The organism is Rhizobium sp. Root708 (genome assembly GCF_001429725.1).
Classification (GTDB): domain Bacteria; phylum Pseudomonadota; class Alphaproteobacteria; order Rhizobiales; family Rhizobiaceae; genus Rhizobium.
In genome coordinates this window covers 125,682-146,808 of the sequence record NZ_LMHV01000012.1, presented here as the reverse complement: position 1 = coordinate 146,808, position 21,127 = coordinate 125,682, and the positions used below count along the sequence as shown (strand labels likewise).

The 21,127-nt window shown below is 61.7% G+C and carries 22 protein-coding genes; 20 read left to right on the top strand and 2 right to left on the bottom strand.

Going from position 1 to position 21,127, the window contains the following annotated elements:
* Window positions 1-117: 117 nt before the first annotated feature.
* The 7 genes from dnaN (at window position 118) to ASE04_RS31165 (ending at window position 5,078) form a co-directional block, all read left to right on the top strand.
* Complete coding sequence (dnaN, locus tag ASE04_RS11120; protein WP_056816596.1) at window positions 118-1,236, top strand: DNA polymerase III subunit beta; 1,119 nt, start codon at window positions 118-120, stop codon at window positions 1,234-1,236.
* A 116-nt stretch (window positions 1,237-1,352) separates the two neighbouring features.
* Window positions 1,353-1,946 carry a phospholipid N-methyltransferase PmtA gene (gene pmtA, locus ASE04_RS11115; protein WP_056816593.1) on the top strand — a complete coding sequence of 198 codons (594 nt, stop codon included), beginning with the start codon at window positions 1,353-1,355 and terminating at the stop codon, window positions 1,944-1,946.
* Window positions 1,947-1,950: 4 nt separating this feature from the next.
* The gene (locus tag ASE04_RS11110; protein WP_056816589.1) at window positions 1,951-2,538 is read left to right on the top strand and encodes a histidine phosphatase family protein; all 588 of its coding nucleotides are present in this window, start codon (window positions 1,951-1,953) and stop codon (window positions 2,536-2,538) included.
* Window position 2,539: 1 nt separating this feature from the next.
* Window positions 2,540-3,235 carry an orotidine-5'-phosphate decarboxylase gene (pyrF, locus tag ASE04_RS11105; protein WP_056816586.1) on the top strand — a complete coding sequence of 232 codons (696 nt, stop codon included), beginning with the start codon at window positions 2,540-2,542 and terminating at the stop codon, window positions 3,233-3,235.
* Between the two features lie 25 nt (window positions 3,236-3,260).
* Window positions 3,261-3,548, top strand: a complete 288-nt coding sequence (locus ASE04_RS11100) for a DUF1330 domain-containing protein (RefSeq protein WP_056816583.1) — start codon at window positions 3,261-3,263, stop codon at window positions 3,546-3,548.
* Window positions 3,549-3,660: 112 nt separating this feature from the next.
* Window positions 3,661-4,641, top strand: coding sequence for a complex I NDUFA9 subunit family protein (locus ASE04_RS11095; protein WP_056816581.1), 981 nt, complete (start codon window positions 3,661-3,663; stop codon window positions 4,639-4,641).
* A gap of 284 nt (window positions 4,642-4,925) precedes the next feature.
* Entirely contained in the window at window positions 4,926-5,078 is a 153-nt protein-coding gene (locus tag ASE04_RS31165) for a hypothetical protein (protein WP_007799501.1), read from the top strand.
* A 149-nt stretch (window positions 5,079-5,227) separates the two neighbouring features.
* Here ASE04_RS31165 and ASE04_RS11090 read toward each other — a convergent pair whose 3' ends face one another.
* Window positions 5,228-6,025 carry an undecaprenyl-diphosphate phosphatase gene (locus tag ASE04_RS11090; RefSeq protein ID WP_056816577.1) on the bottom strand — a complete coding sequence of 266 codons (798 nt, stop codon included), beginning with the start codon at window positions 6,023-6,025 and terminating at the stop codon, window positions 5,228-5,230.
* A 265-nt stretch (window positions 6,026-6,290) separates the two neighbouring features.
* Between ASE04_RS11090 and ASE04_RS11085 the strand changes: the two genes are divergently transcribed.
* From ASE04_RS11085 to ASE04_RS11040, 10 genes are all read left to right on the top strand, one after another.
* Complete coding sequence (locus ASE04_RS11085) at window positions 6,291-6,983, top strand: glutathione S-transferase family protein (protein ID WP_056816575.1); 693 nt, start codon at window positions 6,291-6,293, stop codon at window positions 6,981-6,983.
* Window positions 6,984-6,995: 12 nt separating this feature from the next.
* Window positions 6,996-8,156 (top strand): tRNA epoxyqueuosine(34) reductase QueG, encoded by a 1,161-nt coding sequence (gene queG / locus ASE04_RS11080; protein ID WP_056816572.1) that lies wholly within the window; start codon window positions 6,996-6,998, stop codon window positions 8,154-8,156.
* Window positions 8,156-9,031, top strand: coding sequence for an SDR family oxidoreductase (locus ASE04_RS11075; protein WP_056816569.1), 876 nt, complete (start codon window positions 8,156-8,158; stop codon window positions 9,029-9,031). Before queG ends, ASE04_RS11075 begins: the two co-directional genes overlap by 1 nt.
* 406 nt (window positions 9,032-9,437) lie before the next feature.
* A complete protein-coding gene (locus tag ASE04_RS11070) occupies window positions 9,438-9,800 on the top strand; it encodes a septal ring lytic transglycosylase RlpA family protein (RefSeq protein WP_056816567.1) in 363 nt (120 codons plus the stop codon).
* 147 nt (window positions 9,801-9,947) lie between these two features.
* Complete coding sequence (locus ASE04_RS11065) at window positions 9,948-11,237, top strand: RsmB/NOP family class I SAM-dependent RNA methyltransferase (RefSeq protein ID WP_056816564.1); 1,290 nt, start codon at window positions 9,948-9,950, stop codon at window positions 11,235-11,237.
* A 232-nt stretch (window positions 11,238-11,469) separates the two neighbouring features.
* Window positions 11,470-12,750, top strand: coding sequence for an imelysin family protein (locus ASE04_RS11060; protein WP_056816561.1), 1,281 nt, complete (start codon window positions 11,470-11,472; stop codon window positions 12,748-12,750).
* 45 nt (window positions 12,751-12,795) lie between these two features.
* Window positions 12,796-14,334: a di-heme oxidoreductase family protein gene (locus tag ASE04_RS11055; protein ID WP_056816559.1), complete on the top strand. Its 1,539-nt coding sequence runs from the start codon at window positions 12,796-12,798 to the stop codon at window positions 14,332-14,334.
* Window positions 14,334-15,425 (top strand): imelysin family protein, encoded by a 1,092-nt coding sequence (locus ASE04_RS11050; protein WP_056816555.1) that lies wholly within the window; start codon window positions 14,334-14,336, stop codon window positions 15,423-15,425. The genes ASE04_RS11055 and ASE04_RS11050 overlap by 1 nt, the downstream gene beginning before the upstream one ends.
* A gap of 4 nt (window positions 15,426-15,429) precedes the next feature.
* A complete protein-coding gene (locus ASE04_RS11045) occupies window positions 15,430-16,527 on the top strand; it encodes a DUF1513 domain-containing protein (RefSeq protein WP_056816552.1) in 1,098 nt (365 codons plus the stop codon).
* Between the two features lie 100 nt (window positions 16,528-16,627).
* On the top strand, window positions 16,628-17,080 hold the full coding sequence (locus tag ASE04_RS11040) for a TspO/MBR family protein (RefSeq protein ID WP_056817642.1): 453 nt from the start codon (window positions 16,628-16,630) through the stop codon (window positions 17,078-17,080).
* 8 nt (window positions 17,081-17,088) lie between these two features.
* Here ASE04_RS11040 and ASE04_RS11035 read toward each other — a convergent pair whose 3' ends face one another.
* Window positions 17,089-18,153, bottom strand: a complete 1,065-nt coding sequence (locus ASE04_RS11035) for a glycoside hydrolase family 25 protein (RefSeq protein WP_056816548.1) — start codon at window positions 18,151-18,153, stop codon at window positions 17,089-17,091.
* Window positions 18,154-18,363: 210 nt separating this feature from the next.
* Between ASE04_RS11035 and ASE04_RS11030 the strand changes: the two genes are divergently transcribed.
* The 3 genes from ASE04_RS11030 to guaA all read left to right on the top strand — a co-directional run bounded on the left by ASE04_RS11030 (window position 18,364) and on the right by guaA (window position 21,103).
* Window positions 18,364-18,813 carry a PaaI family thioesterase gene (locus ASE04_RS11030; RefSeq protein ID WP_056816544.1) on the top strand — a complete coding sequence of 150 codons (450 nt, stop codon included), beginning with the start codon at window positions 18,364-18,366 and terminating at the stop codon, window positions 18,811-18,813.
* Window positions 18,810-19,448 (top strand): 5'-methylthioadenosine/S-adenosylhomocysteine nucleosidase, encoded by a 639-nt coding sequence (locus ASE04_RS11025; RefSeq protein WP_056816542.1) that lies wholly within the window; start codon window positions 18,810-18,812, stop codon window positions 19,446-19,448. The genes ASE04_RS11030 and ASE04_RS11025 overlap by 4 nt, the downstream gene beginning before the upstream one ends.
* A 92-nt stretch (window positions 19,449-19,540) precedes the next feature.
* Entirely contained in the window at window positions 19,541-21,103 is a 1,563-nt protein-coding gene (gene guaA / locus ASE04_RS11020) for a glutamine-hydrolyzing GMP synthase (RefSeq protein ID WP_056816540.1), read from the top strand.
* The last annotated feature ends 24 nt before the right edge of the window (window positions 21,104-21,127 follow it).

Sequence of the window (21,127 nt, the reverse complement as noted above, 5' to 3'; positions counted from 1 at the left end):
TCAGCCTAAGAGTTCTGCCATTTTGCCTGTCCACTCCGGTCCTTTTGGGCAAAGGCATTCCTTGTGGCGCGCTATCGTGTGCGCCCGAGCAGTAACGGTCGAAAGCGGTAGCATCCCATGCGTATTACTATTGAGCGGTCCAACCTTTTGAAGTCGCTGAACCACGTGCATCGCGTGGTCGAACGCCGGAACACGATCCCGATCCTGTCCAACATTCTGCTGCGCGCCGAAGGACAGAATCTGGACATGAAGGCAACCGACCTCGACCTCGAAATCACCGAGGCGACGCCGGCGAACGTCGAGCAGGCGGGCTCCACGACCGTTCCCGCGCATCTTCTCTACGACATCGTGCGCAAGCTTTCCGACGGATCCGAGGTGCTTCTGGCGACCAGCACCGACGGCGGCTCGATGACGGTCCAGTCCGGCCGCTCCAAATTCTCGCTGCAGTGCCTGCCGGAGTCCGACTTCCCGGATCTGACCGCCGGCACCTTCAGCCACACCTTCAAGCTGAAGGCGACAGACCTCAAAATGCTGATCGATCGCACCCAGTTCGCGATCTCGACCGAGGAAACCCGTTATTACCTGAACGGCATCTTCTTCCACACGATCGAAAGCGAAGGCGACCTGAAGCTGCGCGCCGTCGCCACCGATGGTCACCGCCTCGCCCGCGCCGACGTCAAGGCGCCATCGGGTTCGGAAGGCATGCCCGGCATCATCATCCCGCGCAAGACGGTGGGCGAGCTTCAGAAGCTCGTCGACGTGCCTGATGCAACGGTCACTGTCGAGGTTTCCGACGCCAAGATCCGTATCAGCATCGGCTCGATCGTGATCACGTCGAAGCTGATCGACGGCACCTTCCCCGACTACCAGCGCGTGATCCCGACCGGCAACGACAAGGAAATGCGTGTCGATTGCACGACGTTCGCGCAGGCCGTCGACCGCGTATCGACGATTTCCTCTGAGCGCGGCCGTGCAGTCAAGCTTGCCCTTTCCGACGGGCAACTGCTGCTCACCGTCAACAACCCGGATTCGGGCAGCGCCACCGAAGAAGTCGCCGTGGGTTACGACATGGACGCGATGGAAATCGGCTTCAACGCGAAATACCTGCTCGATATCACCGCACAGCTTTCGGGTGATGCAGCGATCTTCCTGCTGGCCGACGCCGGTTCGCCGACGCTCATTCGCGACACGGCAGGCGACGACGCCCTCTATGTGCTGATGCCGATGCGCGTTTAGTCGCGCGTCGCATTTCTTGCTCAAACTTTGCCGATTGCGACGTCGGGCCTTGTTTTTCGGCCCGACTAACTGCAATTAGAAACCGGGCTGCTTATTGCATATCTAGGAGGACGGGCATGGCGTTGCGCCTGAAGGAACGGCTTGGCAGGAAATTCGACGAAGAGATTCGTTTCTTCAAAGGAATGATGCAGGGGCCAAAGACGGTCGGCTCGATCGTCCCCACTTCCTCCATAACGGCCCGCAAGATGGCCAGCGTCATCAACACCCATTCCGGCCTGCCTGTCCTCGAACTCGGTCCCGGCACCGGAGCGATCACCAAGGCGATCCTCGGGCGCGGCGTGAAGCCGGAAAATCTGGTCGCCATCGAATACTCGACCGATTTCTACGAACACCTGCTGCGGCTTTATCCGGGCGTGAACTTCATCAATGGCGACGCGTTCAATCTCGACAAGACGCTTGCCGACCTGAAGGGTCAGACGTTCGATTCCGTCATATCAGCCGTGCCGCTCCTGAACTTCCCGATGCAGGCCCGCATCGCCCTTCTCGAAAGCCTGCTTGACCGCCTGCCGGCCGGCCGGCCTGTCGTGCAGATCTCCTATGGTCCGGTTTCGCCGATCATCGCGCGCCCGGATCGCTACCACATCCAGCATTTCGACTTCATCGTCCGGAACATTCCGCCAGCGCAGCTCTGGATCTACCGGCGCGGCTGAACCGGTGTTCGGCCTCTACATCACGCATCCGCAGGTGAAGATCGACCCCGATGTCCCCGTGCCGAAATGGGGACTATCGGAGATCGGTGCCGCGCGCGCCGTCAGGGCGGCCGAAAGCGGCTGGGCAAGGCAGCTGCGGCGCATCATTTCCAGCGACGAGACGAAGGCGATAGAGACCGCCGAGATCCTTGCGGCCGCAGCCGGACTGACGGTCGAAGTCGTCCACGGCATGCATGAGAACGACCGTTCGGCCACCGGCTTCCTGCCGCCACCGGAGTTCGAAAAGGCCGCCGACTGGTTCTTCGCGCATCCCGAGGAGAGCTTCCGCGGTTGGGAGCGCGCGATCGATGCGCAGCGACGTATCGTTTCGGCGGTCACCGATGTCCTCGCATCGCATGATCCGGCCCTGCCCATCGCCTTCGTCGGGCACGGAGGCGTCGGCACGCTGTTGAAGTGTCACCTCCAGGGCCGGACGATCCGGCGCAATGGCGACCAGCCGGGTGGCGGCGGCAATCTCTATTGTTTCAGCCTTGCAGATCAACGCCTATCATGCGACTGGACGCCTATCGAAGAGTGGCATGGATGGATGTGACATGGATGCACGCGAGCGCCTGATCGTCGGGCTGGATGTTCCAACGCTTGGCGAAGCCGAACGGATCGTCGATACGCTCGGCGACGACGTGGTTTTTTACAAGATCGGCTACCAGCTGGCCTTTGCCGGCGGCCTGGAATTTGCGCGTGACCTCGCCAAGAGCGGCAAGAAGATCTTCCTCGACATGAAGCTGCTCGACATCGACAACACGGTCGCCTCGGGTGTCGAGAACATCGTCAAGATGGGCATGTCGATGCTGACGCTGCACGCCTATCCGAAAGCGATGAAGGCTGCGGTCGAGGCCGCCAAGGGCTCCGATCTCTGTCTCCTCGGCGTCACCGTGCTGACATCGATGGACGAACAGGACCTGATCGCCGCCGGCTACGAATATGATCCGCATACGCTCGTGCTGCGCCGCGCCGAACAGGCCCATCTCGCCGGCATGGGCGGCATCGTCTGCTCGGCGGAGGAATCCGCTGCCGTGCGCAAGATCATCGGCCCCGATATGGCGCTCGTCACGCCGGGCATCCGCCCTGCCGGCGCCGACAAGGGCGACCAGAAGCGCGTGATGACACCGGCTGACGCCTTGAAAGCCGGCTCCAGCCATCTGGTCGTTGCCCGTCCGATCGTGAAGGCCGCTGACCCCCGCGAGGCGGCGCGAGCGATCCTCGCCGAAATGTCGGCCGCCCTACAATAACCAGACACACCAGGGAGCACTCCAGATGGCAAAAGCATATTGGATCGCACGCGTCGATGTTCGCGACCTCGAGCGCTACAAGGATTACGTCGCGGCAGGAAAACTGGCTTTCGACAAGTACGGCGCCAACTTCCTTGCCCGCGGCGGCCCTATCACTGAACTCGAGGGGCAATCCCGCGCACGCAACGTCGTCATCGAGTTTCCCTCGATGCAGCATGCCGTCGATTGCTACAACTCGCCTGAGTACCAGATCGCCGCGAAAATCCGCCAGGAAATCGCCGATGCCGAGATGGTCGTCGTCGAAGGCATCTGAGACGAGTTCTGAGCGGTGAGAACTGCGGCGCGATTACCCTTTTCGTCGCGCCGCGATTGGTCTAAGACGAAACCATATCGACCACACAACTGAGCCTTTCGAGGAGCCTGTCATGACCCTTGCCAACCTGCCGCCACTCGTCACCGTGTTCGGAGGGTCCGGCTTCATCGGCAGGCATATCGTCCGCGCGCTGGCAAAGCGCGGCTATCGCATCCGCGTTGCCGTTCGCCGCCCTGACCTCGCCGGCTTCCTACAGCCGCTCGGCAATGTCGGCCAGATTTCCTTCGTTCAGGCAAACCTGCGCTACCGCAGCTCGATCGACCGCGCGGTCGACGGCGCCGACTTTGTCGTCAATTGCGTCGGCATCCTGCACGAAGCAGGCCGCAACTCCTTCGAGGCGGTTCAGGAATTCGGCGCGCGCGCCGTTGCCGAGGCAGCCCACGGCGTCGGCGCCAAGCTGGTCCATATCTCGGCCCTCGGCGCAAACGCGCATTCCGACTCGGCCTATGCCCGCACCAAGGGCCGCGCCGAAGCCGTCATTCATTCGGTCAAGCCGGACGCCATCATCTATCGCCCGTCCATCGTTTTCGGACCTGAGGATAATTTCTTCAACAAGTTCGCCGACATGGCTCGTATCGCTCCTGTCCTGCCCTTGATCGGCGGCGGCAAGACGAAGTTCCAGCCGGTCTACGTCGTCGACGTCGCCGAGGCCGTTGCCAAGGCGATCGAGGGCAAGGTCGAGGCGGGCAAGACCTACGAACTCGGCGGACCTGAGGTACTCAGCTTCCGTGACTGTCTCCAGGCCGTGCTGAAAGCAACCAGCCGCAAGAACCCGCTCGTTTCCATTCCCTTTGGCATCGCCTCGCTGATCGGCAGCGTTGCCTCGCTTGTGCCGTTCGTCGCGCCTCCGATCACCGCCGACCAGGTTCGGCTGCTGAAGAAGGACAACGTCGTTTCCAAGGAAGCCGTTGCCGAAGGCCGCACGTTGAAGGATATCGGCGTCACGCCGACGATGGTAACCTCCGTCATCGGATCCTATCTCGTTCACTACCGCCCGCATGGCCAGTACACGGGCTCCGGCAAGGCCGCCTGAGCCCCGTATCCTTCGCCTTGATCAAACGCCGCCGGCAACACCTGCAGGCGGCGTTTTTGTTTGTCCGAAGCCTTGGAAACAGTCCGTCGGCGGGGGTGTTTTCCACACTTTGGACCGACCGAACGTTGCATAAAAGTCGCATGGGAAAATTAGCGGAATTAACACCAAATTTAGCAGGAACGTTTATTGCTATTTGTCATTCCTCTGACTACACACCCCGCGCGTTGTGGATGGACTCGGCGCCTCGCCACGGCGTGCTCAAATGACTTGAAAGGCTTTTCTCGATGGGTAGGTCAATCGCGCTTCTGTTCGCGTGCGCGGCGCTGGTTATTCTGGCAGGTTCGTTCATTGCGCCCGGCTCGGTCGCGGCCGTGAAGGGCGAATGCTCGCCGGCTTATGGCGTGGATCCCTGCGAGACCGGCTCCATCAGCCGATAACAAAATGCCGGCTTCCTGAGCCGGCCTTAGGCATCCCTCGATGCCGGGCAGTCGAGACTGCCATATATGATTTCCCAAACAGCGGGGTTATGCGCCGGCAATAGCTTTGCATTCGCGCCCTGAGGCGCGAATGCGTGAGCCCGATGGACTCAGGCGATGATGCCTGCCGCCGCCATGCCGAGCAGCGCAACGCCGAGAATGATGCGGTAGATCGCAAAGAGCGTGAAGCGGTTGCTCCTGATATAGGACAGCAGCCATTTCACCGCGACGAAGGCAACGATCGTCGAGACGACGAAAGCGATCCCCAGTCCCGTCCAGTCTTCGTTCGCAGCGCCGCCATCCTTGAAGGTCTTCAGCAGTTCATAGGCGCTTGCCGCGTACATTGTCGGAATGCCGACGAGAAACGCGAATTCCGTGGCGGCGGCGCGATTGCCGGTTCCCGCCAGCATGGCAACGAAAATCGTGGCGCCAGAGCGCGAGGTTCCCGGGAAGACACCGGCAACGACCTGGGCGATACCGACAAGGATGGCAACCAGCCAGGTGATCTCCTTGTGCGGCGGGCGGCGGGCGGCGGCCCACTCCGCGAAGATCATCCAGAAACCGCCGATGATGAGCGCCCAGGCGATCGGGGCTGCTGTCTCGGGAAGCTCGAAGCCGAGCTTCTTGACGATCAGGCCGAGAACAGCAGTGATCAGGAAGGCGAGGATCAGCTTGCCGGCATAGGCACGGTTCTTCGGATCCCTCCAGCCGAGCAGCAGGTCAACAAGGCGGCGCCAGTAGATGATGGTGACGGCAAGGATCGCGCCGGCCTGGATCACGATATTGAACATGTCCGAGCGGTGACCGAGCCATTGTTCGGCAATGATCAGGTGGCCGGTGCTCGAGATCGGCAGAAACTCGGTAATGCCCTCGATAACACCCAGAAGTATTGAGTTTATGTATTCCATAAATGTCTCCGGTTAGCGGTTCGCTCTGACTTATGCCGGTGGGGAGGCGCGATCTTCTTCATGCGACAAAGGCGTGGCGACGGCCAGGATCGGCCACAGGGGGATTTTCAGCCACGTCTGCTTCCTTTGCCAAGCGTTGAGCAGCCCGACTCGCTTGTATTGGAGGGGCCAAACTCCTATAGCTTCAACGAATGAGTCATGACTAGGGCGCTATAATCATCGCGCTCCTGCAACGTGCTACACCCCTCAAAAAATTCGAGTCTCGATGCCCACGCTCTACCATCACCCCATGTCATCCGCGTCACGCTTCGTTCGGCTGATCCTGACCGAATACGGGTATCAGGCAGATCTCATCGAGGAACAGACCTGGGAAAAGCGCCGCGACTTCCTGGCGCTCAACCCGGCCGGGACGCTTCCCGTCTATGTCGACGACAGCATGCGCGCGCTCTGTGGCGCGACCGTCATCTCGGAATATCTCGACGAGACCCACGGCGTGCTCAAGCGCGACCGGCGCCTGCTGGCGGAAGACCCCTTCCAGCGCGCCGAAATCCGCCGCCTGGCCGAATGGTTCATGCAGAAGATGGAAACCGATGTCACGAGACCGCTTGCGCGCGAACGCGTCTACAAGCTGCAAATGACGGCGGACCAGGGCGGTGGCGCTCCGGATTCGAAGATCCTGCGCACGGCGCGCGCTAACATCCGCCAGCATATGAAGTATCTGACCTGGCTTGCAGGCTCGCGCCAGTGGCTCGCCGGCGACCGGATGAGCTACGCCGATCTCGCCGCCGCCTCGTCGGTCTCGATCCTCGATTACCTTGGAGAGATCGACTGGTCGGAAGCCCCGATGGTCAAGGAGTGGTATCAGCGCATGAAGTCGCGCCCCTCCTTCCGGCCGCTGCTGACGGAGCGCGTGCGCGGACTTACGCCGGTCCCGCACTACGCAGATCTGGACTTCTGACGGAGGGCAACCGTGCCCGAACGAACTGCAGAGGCGAAGGAACAGAAACGTCTCGCCACGCTGACCGCATTCGTGCGGGGCGAGGCCGAAGCTCAGGGTTTCGACCTCTGCAGGATCACGCGCCCGGATTCCATTCCCGAGGCCAGGGACCGTCTCGGCACGTTTCTCGATGAAGGCCGCCACGGCACAATGGAGTGGATGGCCGAGACCCGCGACCGGCGCGGCGATCCCCGCACGCTCTGGAGCGACGTCAAATCCGTCGTCGTCTTCGGTCTCAACTATGCACCGGACGAGGATCCTCGCGGTATTCTGGAAAAGCCGGACAAGGCAGCGATATCAGTCTATGCCCGCAATCGCGACTATCACGACGTCATCAAGGGCCGGCTGAAGGAGATCGCGACGCGCTTTGCCGCGCGCGCGGGCGCCGACGTCAAGGTCTTCGTCGATACCGCGCCTGTCATGGAAAAGCCCCTGGCGGCCGCGGCGGGGCTCGGCTGGCAAGGCAAGCACACCAATCTCGTCAGCCGCGAACATGGCTCCTGGCTCTTCCTCGGATCGATGTTCACGACCGCGGAGCTTGCGATCGACGCGCCGGAGAAGGATCACTGCGGTTCCTGCCGCGCCTGTCTCGACGCCTGTCCGACCGACGCCTTTCCGGCTCCTTATCAGATCGACGCGCGCCGCTGCATTTCCTATCTGACGATCGAACACAAAGGACCGATAGACCCGGCACTCCGGCCGCTGATCGGAAACCGCATCTACGGCTGCGACGACTGTCTTGCCGCCTGCCCGTGGAACAAGTTTGCCCGCGAGGCATCCGAGATGAAGCTCAGGGCACGCGAAGACCTCAAGGAACCATCGATCGCCCATCTTCTTACGCTGGACGATCCGGCCTTTCGTGCGCTCTTCAGCGGTTCCCCCGTCAAACGCATCGGGCGGGATCGCTTCGTCAGAAACGTGCTGATTGCGGCCGGCAACTCCGGCGATGCGCAGCTGATCCCGCCCTGTCGCCTGCTCGCATCCGATGCCTCGCCCGTCGTGCGGGCAATGGCGGTCTGGGCCTTGTCGCGATTGATGACGGCTGGCGAATTCGCGATCTTTGCGGCACAACGTTCCGCGAGCGAGTCGGACAGCGACGTGCTCAGGGAATGGGACATGGCGGGAGCGGCGTGATGCAGGTTGTTATTTTTGGCTGCGGATATTCCGGCACGGCGATCGCGCAGGCCTTTCAGGCCGACGGTTTTCGCGTTCTCGGGACAACCCGCTCCAGCGAGAAGGTCGATGCCTTGCGCGCCAAGGGTATCGATGCGCTGCTCTTCGATGGCGAGACGCTGAGCGGCGAACTGCTGGCGGCGATGGAATCGGCCACGCATGTCGTGCAGTCGATCGCGCCGCGCGAGGCCGGCGATCCGGTCATCCGTCTCACCGCCGACCGAGTAAGAACGCTGATCCCGCAACTTGAGTGGATCGGTTACCTCTCCACCGTCGGCGTCTACGGCGATCACAAGGGCAACTGGGTCAACGAGGACACGCCGTGCATTCCGGTGTCCGGCCGCTCTAGGGAACGGTTGGAGGCGGAACAGGCATGGCTGGCGCTCGGAGAAGATCTCGGCATTCCCGCCGCCGTGCTGCGGCTCTCGGGCATCTATGGGCCCGGACGCAACGCCTTCTGCAATCTCGCACGGGGAACGGCACGGCGCCTGATCAAGAAGGATCAGGTCTTCAACCGCATCCGCGTCGAGGACATCGGAGCGTCGACGCGGTTCCTCGCCGACGGCAAACTTGGCGGCATCTATAATGTGACCGACGATCTGCCCGGTCCGCCGCAGGACGTGATCGTCGAGGCTGCCCGGCTGATGGGCGTTGAGCCGCCACCGGAGCAGCCCTTCGAGACGGCGGAGCTGACCCCCATGGCGCGGTCGTTCTACGGCGAGAACAAGCGAGTCTCGAACGAGAAGCTGAAGGCCGCCGGATTCAACTTCGCTTTCCCCAACTATCCTGCTTCACTCGCGCAGTTGTTGCATGGAGACCTGTGGCGCGGCGCGTGAAAATCGCGCCAAGGTTACGCCTTTGGTAGAGATTGAAAAGGGTAGGAAATTCCTACTTAACCTAGCTGTACAGCCAAGATTAGCTCCGATTTATGGTTAACGGCCTTTGAATTTGCGCAAATGAGGCAAAGATTATGGCGCTCACGCAAAATTATTTTCCGTGATTTTGTGATCGCCAGTTGCAAGGAGTCATCCTTGCAAAAAAAGTTCTAATTTTACTTGATTTCATTATCCTTTTTCCACGAACAGCCCTTTGCGGCCGTCGCGAATCATTTGTCGAGTAATCACAAATGTTACGCAATGTAACATTGCGTGATCACATATGGCCTTTTTTCGCCATTTTTCCGGGGATTTAAGCGCCGCCGCCCGCAAAGGCGTAAGTTCAACAGTAGAGGGACAATCCGTTTTGAAGAAAATCTGCCGCTCCGTTATCGCCGCAGCAACTCTTGCAGCCTGTTCTACAATCCTTCCGATGGAAGGTTTTGCTGCAAATGGTTGTGGTGGCGCGTCATGGTACGCACTTCACTCCAAAACAGCTTCCGGGGAACGCATGAACCCCTCCATCAATACTGCTGCCCATCGCTCGCTCGCATTCGGCACCAAGCTCAAGGTCACCAACCGCAACAACGGCCGCAGCGTCGTCGTTCGCGTCAACGACCGTGGTCCCTTCATTCGCGGCCGGGTTCTCGATCTCTCGCGGGCTGCCGCGAAGAACATCGGCATGGTTTCCAGCGGTACGGCAAAAGTCTGCTACGAAGTGATCGGCTAAGGTACCACCGCGTTCATCGCTTGCTCTTGCCCGCAATCGCGGATACCACGCGATTGAGACTTGTGAGCTATCCGCTGCGTCTGTCGCGCTTCCTGCGGATTGTTCACAAGCCCGATGTTTCGACTTAACGGCAAGGAGCGGTGCAAAGTGCGATTGGGCGGACGGCTGGAAGGCGCAATTTCTGTTCTTGCGGACATCGAAACCCGCAGGCGCCCCGTGGCCGATGCCCTGAAGGATTGGGGCCTGGCCCATCGCTTCGCCGGCTCGGGAGACCGGGCCGCTATCGGAAACATCGTCTACGACGCTCTCCGCATGCGGCTCTCCCACGCCTGGCTCATGGACGACGACAGCCCTGCCGCGATCGCCTATGCCGTCCTCTTCCGCCAGTGGGGCTTCACTCCTGACAGCCTCGCGGCGGAACTTACCGACGACAAGTTCGCGCCACCGCCTCTGTCCGACGATGCGATCGCATCCTTCCGCACCCGAAATCTCATCGACGCTCCTTCCTACATACAGGGCGACATACCCGAATGGGTCCAGCCATCCCTGGAACTCGGTTTTGCCGAGAACTGGCTGGCCGAAGCCCAGGCGCTGGCAGAACGCCCGACGCTCGACCTTCGTGCCAACATTCTAAAGGCCAGCCGCGACAAGGCTCTCAAGGCACTTGAGCGCTCCGGCGCACAGGAAGCAAAAATCGCGCGTTATGGCATCCGGATACCTGCCGGCGAAGGCGCTTCCCGTCTCCCCAACGTGACGGCGGAGCTTTCGTTCCAAAAAGGCTGGTTCGAAGTACAGGACGAAGGGTCGCAGATCGTGGCCGACCTAGTGCTGCCGCAAGAGGGCGAGCAGGTGCTAGACTATTGCGCCGGCGGCGGCGGCAAGACGCTGGCGATGTCGGCGTCCATGCACAACAAGGGTCAGGTCCATGCCTTCGACGCCGATCGCAAGCGCCTGGCGCCGATCATCGAACGGCTGAAGCGCGCCGGGACCCGGAACGTGCAGGTGCACGACAATGCAAAGGCTCTTCAAAGCCTCAGCGAACGCTGCGACAAGGTGCTCGTCGATGCGCCCTGCACCGGCACCGGAACCTGGCGACGTCGCCCGGATACGAAATGGCGGCTGACGGCCAAGAACCTCGACGAGCGCACGGCCCAGCAACAGGACGCCTTGAAGCAGGCGAGCGCCTTCGTCCGTCCCGGCGGCGAGTTGATCTATGTGACATGCTCTGTCCTGCCGCAGGAAAACGACGATCAGGTGCGTGCCTTCGTGTCCGCCAATCCCGAGTTCGAGATCGCCAGCGCATTGCCCGCCTGGGACGGCCTGTTTGGCAAGAACAGCCCGCGTCCGCGCTCTGCCGACGGCAAGACGATCACGCTGACGCCGGCATCGACAGACACGGACGGCTTCTTCTTCTGCCGGATGCAGCGCAAAGCCTGATTTCGACGCTTCAAGCATTTTCCGCATTGCTTTCGCACGCGGTCGGACAACCGGTTCGCCTCAAGGGCGGAAGCCCGGCCGCTTGCCGGGCAAATGAATTTCAAACTTGCCGGTTTTCGGCGCGATTTCGTTCTTAAAACAATTCCAAACTAGAGTGTTTGACACCAGTTTGCTTTTGCGCGAAGAGATTTTTGACGGAGTTCGGACGGAACATCCGTCACAGGAGAGGACCATGAAACTCAACAGGAATTTTTGCGCAGCACTGGCGCTTGCGGTAGCCCCGACCGCGTTGTCCGCCATCCCAGCCTACGCGGCTACCGATGCTGCTGCAGTCGTCAAGCACTATGTCGAAGTCGGACATGCGAAGTACGAAGACTCGCTCACCACTGCCAAGGCATTGGACGCAGCCATCGACGCGCTTCTGAAGGATCCGACGGATACCACCCTGAAGGCTGCTCGTGCCGCCTGGATCAAGGCCCGCGTGCCGTATCAGCAGACCGAAGTTTACCGCTTTGGCAACCCGATCGTCGATGATTGGGAAGGCAAGGTGAACGCCTGGCCGCTCGATGAAGGCCTGATCGACTACGTCGACGCCTCCTATGGCACCGAAAGCGACGAAAACTCGCTCTACGTCGCGAACGTCATCGCCAACAAGACGATCAAGATCAACGGCAAGGATGTCGACGCATCGAAGCTGACGCCTGAATTCCTGTCTGGCACGCTGGCGGAAGCCGGCGGCGTGGAAGCCAACGTCGCGACCGGCTATCATGCCATCGAATTCCTGCTCTGGGGCCAGGACCTGAACGGCACCGGACCTGGCGCCGGCAACCGCCCGGCAACCGACTACGACCTCAAGAATTGCACGCACGGCAATTGCGATCGCCGCGCCGAGTACCTGAAGTCCGCATCGACCCTGCTGGTTTCCGACCTGCAGGAGATGACCGACAACTGGGCACCGGAAGGTGAAGCCGCCAAGCACGTCGAAGCCGATCCCAAGGCTGGCCTCGTCGCCATCCTGACCGGCATGGGCTCGCTCTCCTACGGCGAACTGGCAGGCGAGCGCATGAAGCTCGGTCTCATCCTCCACGATCCGGAAGAAGAGCACGATTGCTTCTCGGACAACACCTACAACTCGCATCTCAACGATGCAGTCGGCATCGCGGCCGCCTATACGGGCAACTACACCCGCGTCGACGGCACGAAGATGAAGGGTCCGTCGCTGCACGATCTCGTCGCTGCCAAGGACAAGAAGCTCGACAAGGAAACGCAGGGCAAGCTCGACGCGACGCTCAAGGCGATGGCGATCATGGCCAAGCGCGGCCAGAACGTCGAGAAGTACGATCAGATGATCGCCGAGGGCAACAAGAAGGGCAACGCCGTCGTTCAGGCTGCCATCGATGGCCTCGTCGACCAGACGAAGTCGATCCAGCGCGTTATTGCCGCACTCGATCTCGGCACGGTCAAGCTTGAAGGTTCGGACAGCTTGGATAATCCTAGCGCCGTCTTCAAATAAGAAAAAAGGAGGGCCGCTTCGCAACGGAGCGGCCCGAACTCTGAAATGTCGCCCATTCCGGCTCGCCGCATCGTCGCAGGCGCTGCACTCTACGCTGCCATCGCCGGCCTATCCGTTGCCTTCGCCGGGGAACGCGAATTTCCGAAGGTGCGCACCGACCTCTCAGGTGAAGACCTGAAGCGGGTTGTCGACGTTACCCGCCCCGCCACCGATTTCAGCCACGCGGAGCAGTACGAGGCGATGTCCGGCGGCGGCGCGACGTCGATCGATCCCGTTTCGAAGAAGTCTTTCTCCCACATCTCGGGAAATATCCCTTTCGACGAGGAACAGCGCTTCAGGCTCGGCAACGCGCTCTTCAAGAAGCTCTGGGTCTCCGCGCCCTCCTCCACCCAGGCATCCGACGGCCTCGGGCCGTTGTTCAACGCCCGTTCCTGCATGAGCTGCCACGTCAACGACGGACGCGGAAAGCCTCCGGAAGGTGATCAGGGCTCGATGTCGATGCTCCTTCGCCTCGCCCGCCCGGCCACGGAGCCTGCCGAGCAAGAGGCAATCGCGAAGTCCGACGTGCTCAATCTTCCCGATCCGACCTACGGGCATCAGCTGCAGGATCTCGCCGTTCCCGGCCTGCCGGCCGAGGGCAAGATGGCCATCGGCTACCGCGAACAGCCGGTGACGCTTAACGGCGGCGAGGTCGTTTCGCTGCGGCACCCAAGCTATTCCGTGACCGATCTCGGCTATGGACCGCTTGCCCAGGAAACGACGCTCTCGCCGCGCGTGGCACCAGGCATGATCGGCCTCGGACTGATCGAGGCAATCCCCGAAGCCGACATTCTCGCGCACGCCGATCCTGAAGACGCCAATGGCGACGGAATTTCGGGAAGGGCAGCAGTCGTGCGTGACCACCGGACCGGCGAGATCGCACTCGGGCGCTTCGGCTGGAAGGCGCAGAATGCCACCGTGCGGGATCAGAGCGCCGACGCTTTCTCGAACGACATCGGGATCTCGACGCCGGACCGACCGGATGCCTACGGGGACTGCACGGAAGCCGAGGCAAGATGCCGCCAGATGCCGAACGGCGTGCAGAAACGGCTGGGAAACGAGGAAGCGCCCGATCCGATCCTCGATCTCGTGACCTTTTACTCGGCAAACCTCGCCGTGCCCGCGCGCCGCAAGGCGAGCTTTCCCGAGACGCTGAAGGGCAAGCAGGTCTTCTATCAGGCCGGCTGCATCTCCTGCCACGTTCCGAAGTTCGTGACGCGGCGAGACAGCGCCGACAAGGCGCAATCGTTCCAGCTTATCTGGCCCTATTCCGACTTCCTGCTGCACGATATGGGAGACGATCTCGCCGATGGCCAGCAGGTCGGAATCGCAAGTCGACGTGAATGGCGCACGCCACCGCTTTGGGGTATAGGTCTGACCAAGACTGTCAGCGGGCACAGCTTTTTCCTTCATGACGGCCGTGCCAGAAATCTTACCGAAGCCATTCTCTGGCATGGCGGCGAAGCACAGAAAGCGCGTGACGCATTCGCATCCTCGTCGAAGGATGATAGGCAGGCGTTGATTACATTCCTGGAGTCCCTTTAATGCGCCTTTGGCATCCCCTTCTTCTTTCGCTTGCCTTCGCCTCCTCCGCACTTGCCCAGAACGCACCGCAGGCCGGACTGAATGAAGAGGCCGTACCCGCCGTCATGCAGCGGGCCGTGGACGAAGTGATCCGTCCTGGCTACCGCAACGCCCAGCAGTCGGCGGCTCGGCTGACGACGGCGATGAAGGATTTGTGCGACAACGGCACCCAGCAGACGCTCGACAAGGCGAAATCGGCTTTCGACGATACGATCCGCTATTGGTCGATCATCGAGATCGTGCAGACCGGCCCTGTTATCCAGGACAATCTCTTCGAGCACATCCTGTTCTATCCCGACCGCAAGGGCGTCGGCCTGAAACAGGTACAGGCATTGATCGCCAAGGCCGATCCGAAGGACACCACCGTCGATGCGATCGCCGGCAAGAGTGTCGCCCTGCAAGGCCTGACGGCGCTGGAATACGTGCTCTACGGCACCGGGTCCGAAGACCTGACGAAGCAGAAGAACGGCTTCCGATGCCAGTATGGCGCGGCGGTGGCCGGCAATATCCAGCGTGAAGCCGGCGAAGTCGTCGCCGCGTGGGAGAAGCCAGATGGCGTGCAGGCCAGCTGGAAGCACCCCGGCCCGCAGAGCCAAGACTTCATGGACAACAAGGAAGCGGTGACCGCGCTCCTCGGCATCCTCGTGCACGGCGCCGAGACGGTCCGCGACCAGCGGCTCGAGCAGTTCTACAAGGGCAAGGACAGCACGCCGCGCCCCCGCATGGCGATCTACTGGCGCTCGAAGAACACCTGGAAGTCGATGACCGCCAATCTCGAAGGGCTGCGCACGCTCTGGCAGAAGGCCGGCATGGCCGAACTCCTGCCGCCTGACAGCAAGCCGGTTGCCGACGCCATCGACGCGAGCTTCAAGTCTCTGCTGGAAACGGTTCCCAAGCTCAACCCGGATATCGAAGTCGCGACCGGTGACGCCGAGAAGGCGAAGCTGGACGCGCTTCTCGTGAGCAGCCGCGAGCTGATCACCAAGATCAGCGACGACTATGGTTCTGCTGTCGGCCTCTCCGCCGGCTTCTCGTTCTCCGACGGCGATTGATCCCATGTGGAACAGCGCGGCGATCGATCGACGCAGCTTCATGAAGGCTGCGGGCCTGAGCTTTCTCGCAGGGCTCGCGCCGCGTGGCGCGATGGCGCTGCAGAGGGCCGACGCCGTCTACGCCTCGGGCCTTCGTACCGCAAAGGGCGGATTTGCCGTCGCCACGGTGACGGAGCGAGGCGAGATCGTCGATCAGGTTGCCCTGCCGGCGCGTGCGCATGGCATGGCGCACAGCATGGCGACGGGCAAGGCCGTGGCCTTTGCGCGGCGCCCCGGCACCTACGCGATGATCTTCGATCCAAGCGGCCGCAGCGAGCCGATCGTCATAACCTCTGCCGAAGGGCGGCATTTCTACGGGCACGGCGTCTTTTCTCCGGATGGCCGCGTCCTTTACGCCAGCGAGAATGACTTCGAGGGCGACCGGGGCATGATCGGGCTCTACGACGCCACCAACCGCTTTGCCCGGCTCGGCGAGTTCGAGACCTATGGCGTCGGGCCTCACGACATGACGGTTTCCGACGATGGCCGGATGCTGATCGTCGCAAACGGGGGTATCGAAACCCATCCGGATTTCGGGCGCACGAAACTCAATCTCGACAGCATGCGGCCGTCGCTGACGCTGGTCGACGCGAAGACGGGCGCTCTCTTGGAAAAGCACGCGCTTCCCTCCCAGTGGGCGCAGGTTTCGACGCGGCACGTCGACATCGATGAGAGCGGCAGGATCTGGTTTGCCTGCCAGTACGAGGGTCACCGCAACGATCTGCCGCCGCTGGTCGGCCACTTCTCGAAGGGGGAAGACCTGACATTCGTCGACCTGCCGGAAGAAACGACGCGGCGACTGGCGAATTATGTCGGCGCGATCGCGGTCAATCGCGCGGCCGGGCTCGTCGGCGTCAGTTCGCCGAAGGGCGGCATCGCCGTGACGATCGATGCGAAAAGCGGCAAGGTGCTGTCGGAAGCAAGTGTTGCCGATGCTGCGGGAATTGCCGCCTCCAGAGACGGGTTTGCCGTCTCTTCCTACGATGGCGACTTCCTCGCCACGCACAGCGATGTGGCATGGGATCAGCATATCGCACGCATCGCCCCGCTGAAGGGCGCGTGAGCGGCCGCACGTCAACGCGTAGAGCAATCACCACTTTAGCTGTGGCGCGCTAACCCAAGAGGCATCTGGCGTGGATTTTGGACTGCCCTATCTTCGGGGCATGAGCAGAGCCCTCACCTATATCGTCTTCATCGCCATCGTTCTTGGTGGTGGCCTGGTCATCGGCATCAACAACCTGCCGGGCGAATGGTATCAATCCCTTGCCAAGCCCGCTTTCAATCCGCCGAATTCGGTGTTCGGTCCCGTCTGGTCGGTGCTCTACGTGCTGATCGGCATTGCCGGCGCCAAGACATGGCTGCGGGGTCACCTGTCGGTCGGCATGCTGATCTGGGCCGGCCAGATGGTTCTGAATTTTCTCTGGTCGCCATTTTTCTTCGGCCTGCGGATGCCGGCGGTGGCTCTGACGATCATCATCGCGCTCCTTGCGCTGGTGATCGCCTTCATCCGCAACCGCTGGAACGCCAACAGGGTCTCCGCCCTGCTCTTCGTCCCCTACGCCGCCTGGGTGGCATTCGCCACCGCGCTCAACGCCTCGATCGTCTACCTGAACTGAACGTCCGCTCAGGTCCTCGACGACAGCCAGTCGTGCCAGTCGTCCTCGTTACCGTGGAAGACGTTGAGGTCGATACGGTTGTCTACGCCGTGCGAGATGCCGGAGCCCGAATATTGCCAGAACACCCACTTGCGGCCCGGATAGACCTTCGACGGGTGCGCGGCGACCGAGCGCAGCCAGAACGGATAGTCCATGAAGGCGCCCTTCAGATTGTCGCGATAGAAGTCGGGCGCGGTATAGATGATCGGACGCTGGCCATAGTGCCGCTCGAGCTTGTCCATGAAGACCTGCATCTTCTCGCGGACCTTTTCGGGCGAGACACGCCTCTTGCAGCTGGATTCACCATTCCACTCGACATCGATGACCGGCGGCAGCGCGTTCGCTTCCCTCGGCACGTTGCGGATGAACCAATCCGCCTGCTCGCCGGCTGTCCGGCACCAGTAGAAGAAATGATAGGCGCCGCGCTTGAGACCGGCGGCATGGGCATTGCGCCAGTTCTTGCGGAACATCGGATCGAGATGGTCACCACCATCGGTCGCCTTGATGTAAACGAAATTGGCGCCCTGCGATTGAAGCTTCGGCCAATCGATATCGCCCTGCCAGCGCGAAACATCGACGCCGTGTACGGCGAGCTTTCGCGGCGAGGCGGAACCGAAGTTGATCGGCTTCGCGTCGCGAAAGCGGTGGCTGAAGATGCGGCTGCGCGAGCGGCGCGGCGGTGCATCCATATCGGTGTCGTCAGGCTCGGACAATGCGAGCGGCCGGTCGGATGGAACGGGCATGGCTGCCGGCACTGCGTTTTGCTGCTGCAGGAAGGCGGGCGACTGGGGAACTGCCCCTGCCCAGGCCAATTCGTGCGGCAGCGGTTGCGGCGGCGCCTTAGGCTGTACCGGCTCGGCGTCCGTGACCTGAGCCACTTCCGCTGCCGGCACCGGCGCGGTCGGGCGGACCACGGAGCTCGTCGTCTCCGGCGATGGGCCAACATTCAACAGCGGTTCCGGGCCCAAACTGGATGAGCAGCCCGACAAAGTCAGGCAGGTAAGGACGATCGCTGGCACAGCCGATAAACGCATAACAACTCACACGCAAAACAAGGACGAGGGCACGCCTTTCGAAAAAGACTGATCCCCCAGGACACATGGCTAACAGAGATTTACCAAGAAAGACTGAATCCAATCTTTACGTATCGCGACGCTGCGACACTCGTGAAAAGCTCGAGCGTTTCAGCGCTTGTCGAATGCGGCGCGCCATGCCAATTTCACGCCCGCAAGAGGGCACATCTGATGACAGAAAAGCAGCACGGCGATTTCCGCGAGCGAATCCGCCAGAATTTCGCACGCCAGGCGGCATTGCAGACGATTGGTGCCGAATTGACGCGCATCGAGCACGCGATGGTGGAAATCGAGCTGCCGTTCGATGTGAAGCTCACGCAGCAGCACGGCATTCTCCATGCCGGGGTCATTTCGGCGGCGCTCGATTCCGCCTGCGGGTTCGCCGCCTATACGGTGATTGACGCGGAAGCATCGATCCTGACCATCGAATTCAAGGTCAACCTGATGTCGCCGGGACGGGGCGACCGCTTTCTTTTTCGCGGCGAGATCACCAAGCCCGGCAGCAACATCATCGTTGCCGACGGCCGCGGCTACGCGGTCGGCGACGGAGCGGCAAAGCTGATCGCCTCGATGACGAGCACCATGATGATCATCCGCGGCAGAGAGGGAATTACGGGATGAAGTTCGAGTTGAAGTCGGTCGCTGGCAAGTCCATCCTTTTCGTGATGGCGGCGGAGGCCGAGTACGGTCCCTTCCTGCGCTCGCGCTTCGAACCGTTGATGACCGGCGTCGGCCCGGTGGAGGCTGCGGTTGTCCTGACACGCGCGCTATCCGAACTCGACCACCAGGGCGACATGCCGCAGCTCGTCGTATCGCTCGGCTCCGCGGGTTCGGCCAAGCTCGAGCAGACCGAGGTCTATCAGGTCAGCTCCGTTTCCTATCGCGACATGGATGCTTCTCCGCTCGGCTTTGAAAAGGGATGCACCCCCTTTCTCGATCTGCCGGCGACCATCGATCTGCCGCTCCGCATCCCCGGCATTCCCGAGGCGAGCCTGTCGACCGGCGGCAACGTCGTATCCGGACCGGCCTATGCCGGCATTGCCGCCGAAATGGTCGACATGGAAACCTTCGCCGTCCTGCGGGCCTGCCAGGCCTACAAGCTTCCGCTGATCGGATTGCGCGGCATTTCGGACGGCGTGGAAGAGCTGCAGCACATTTCCGGCTGGACCGAATACCTGCATGTCATCGATCGCAAACTTTCCTATGCCGTCGACAACCTGTTTACCGCGCTGGAAGACGGCGTATTCTGGTTCTAGGCCCTGAGAAGCCGGACAATCGGCACAATAAAATCCCGCGGCGGCGGATTTCCCGCATTGCAAGACCGGGTGCTTTTCATTAAAGGCTCGCCATGACCCAGACAGCACATCCCGACAGCGTTCTCATCGTCGATTTCGGCAGCCAGGTAACCCAGCTGATCGCGCGCCGCGTGCGCGAAGCGGGCGTCTACTGCGAGATCGTTCCCTTCCAGTCCGCCGAAGAAGGCTTCAAGAGCCTGAAGCCGAAAGCCGTGATCCTGTCCGGCAGCCCGGCCTCGACGGTCGATGAAGGTTCGCCCCGCGCGCCTCAGATCATCTTCGACAGCGGCCTTCCCGTCTTCGGCATCTGCTATGGCCAGCAGACGATGTGCATGCAGCTCGGCGGCAAGGTCGAGAGCGGCCATCACCGCGAATTCGGCCGCGCCTTCCTCGAAGTCGACGAAGACAGCGAACTGTTCGAAGGCCTCTGGTCTAGGGGTTCGCGCCACCAGGTCTGGATGAGCCATGGCGACCGCGTCACGGCATTGCCTGAAGGCTTCAAGGTCGTTGCGACCTCGCCGAACGCGCCCTACGCCTTCATCGCCGACGAGAAGCGCAAGTATTACGGCGTGCAGTTCCACCCTGAGGTGGTCCACACGCCCGATGGCGCCAAGCTGATCGGCAACTTCATTCACAACATCGCCGGCATCAAGGGCGACTGGTCGATGTCTGCCTACCGCCAGAAGGCGGTCGAAGATATCCGCAAGCAGGTCGGCGACAAGCGCGTGCTTTGCGCTCTTTCCGGCGGCGTCGACAGCTCGGTCGCGGCACTCCTGATCCACGAGGCGATCGGCGACAAGCTCACCTGCGTACTCGTCGACCACGGCCTGATGCGCAAGGACGAGGCGGCCAATGTCGTCGCCATGTTCCGCGAACACTACAATCTGCACCTGATCCACGTCGATGCAGCCGACAAGTTCATCGGCGAGCTCGAGGGCGTTTCCGACCCCGAGACCAAGCGCAAGATCATCGGCCGTTTGTTCATCGAGACTTTTGAGGAAGAAGCCAAGAAGCTCGGCGGCGCCGATTTCCTCGGCCAGGGCACGCTCTATCCCGACGTGATCGAAAGCGTTTCCTTCACCGGCGGCCCGTCGGTGACGATCAAGTCGCACCACAATGTCGGCGGCCTGCCCGAGCGCATGAACATGCAGCTCGTCGAGCCGCTGCGCGAACTCTTCAAGGACGAAGTGCGCGTGCTCGGCAAGGAGCTCGGCCTGCCTGACTCGTTCATCGGCCGCCACCCCTTCCCCGGCCCCGGCCTCGCGATCCGCTGCCCCGGCGGCATCACCCGCGAAAAGCTGGAGATTCTGCGCGAAGCCGACGCCATCTATCTCGACGAAATCCGCAAGGCCGGTCTCTACGACGCGATCTGGCAGGCTTTCGCCGTGCTACTCCCGGTCCAGACCGTCGGCGTCATGGGCGATGGCCGCACCTACGAATTCGTCTGCGCACTGCGCGCCGTGACCTCCGTCGACGGCATGACGGCGGATTTCTACCACTACGACATGGAGTTCCTCGGCCGCGCCGCGACCCGCATCATCAACGAAGTGCGCGGGATCAACCGCGTGGTGTATGATGTGACCAGCAAGCCACCGGGCACGATCGAGTGGGAGTGAGGCTCGGGGTTGAAGACAGGGGCA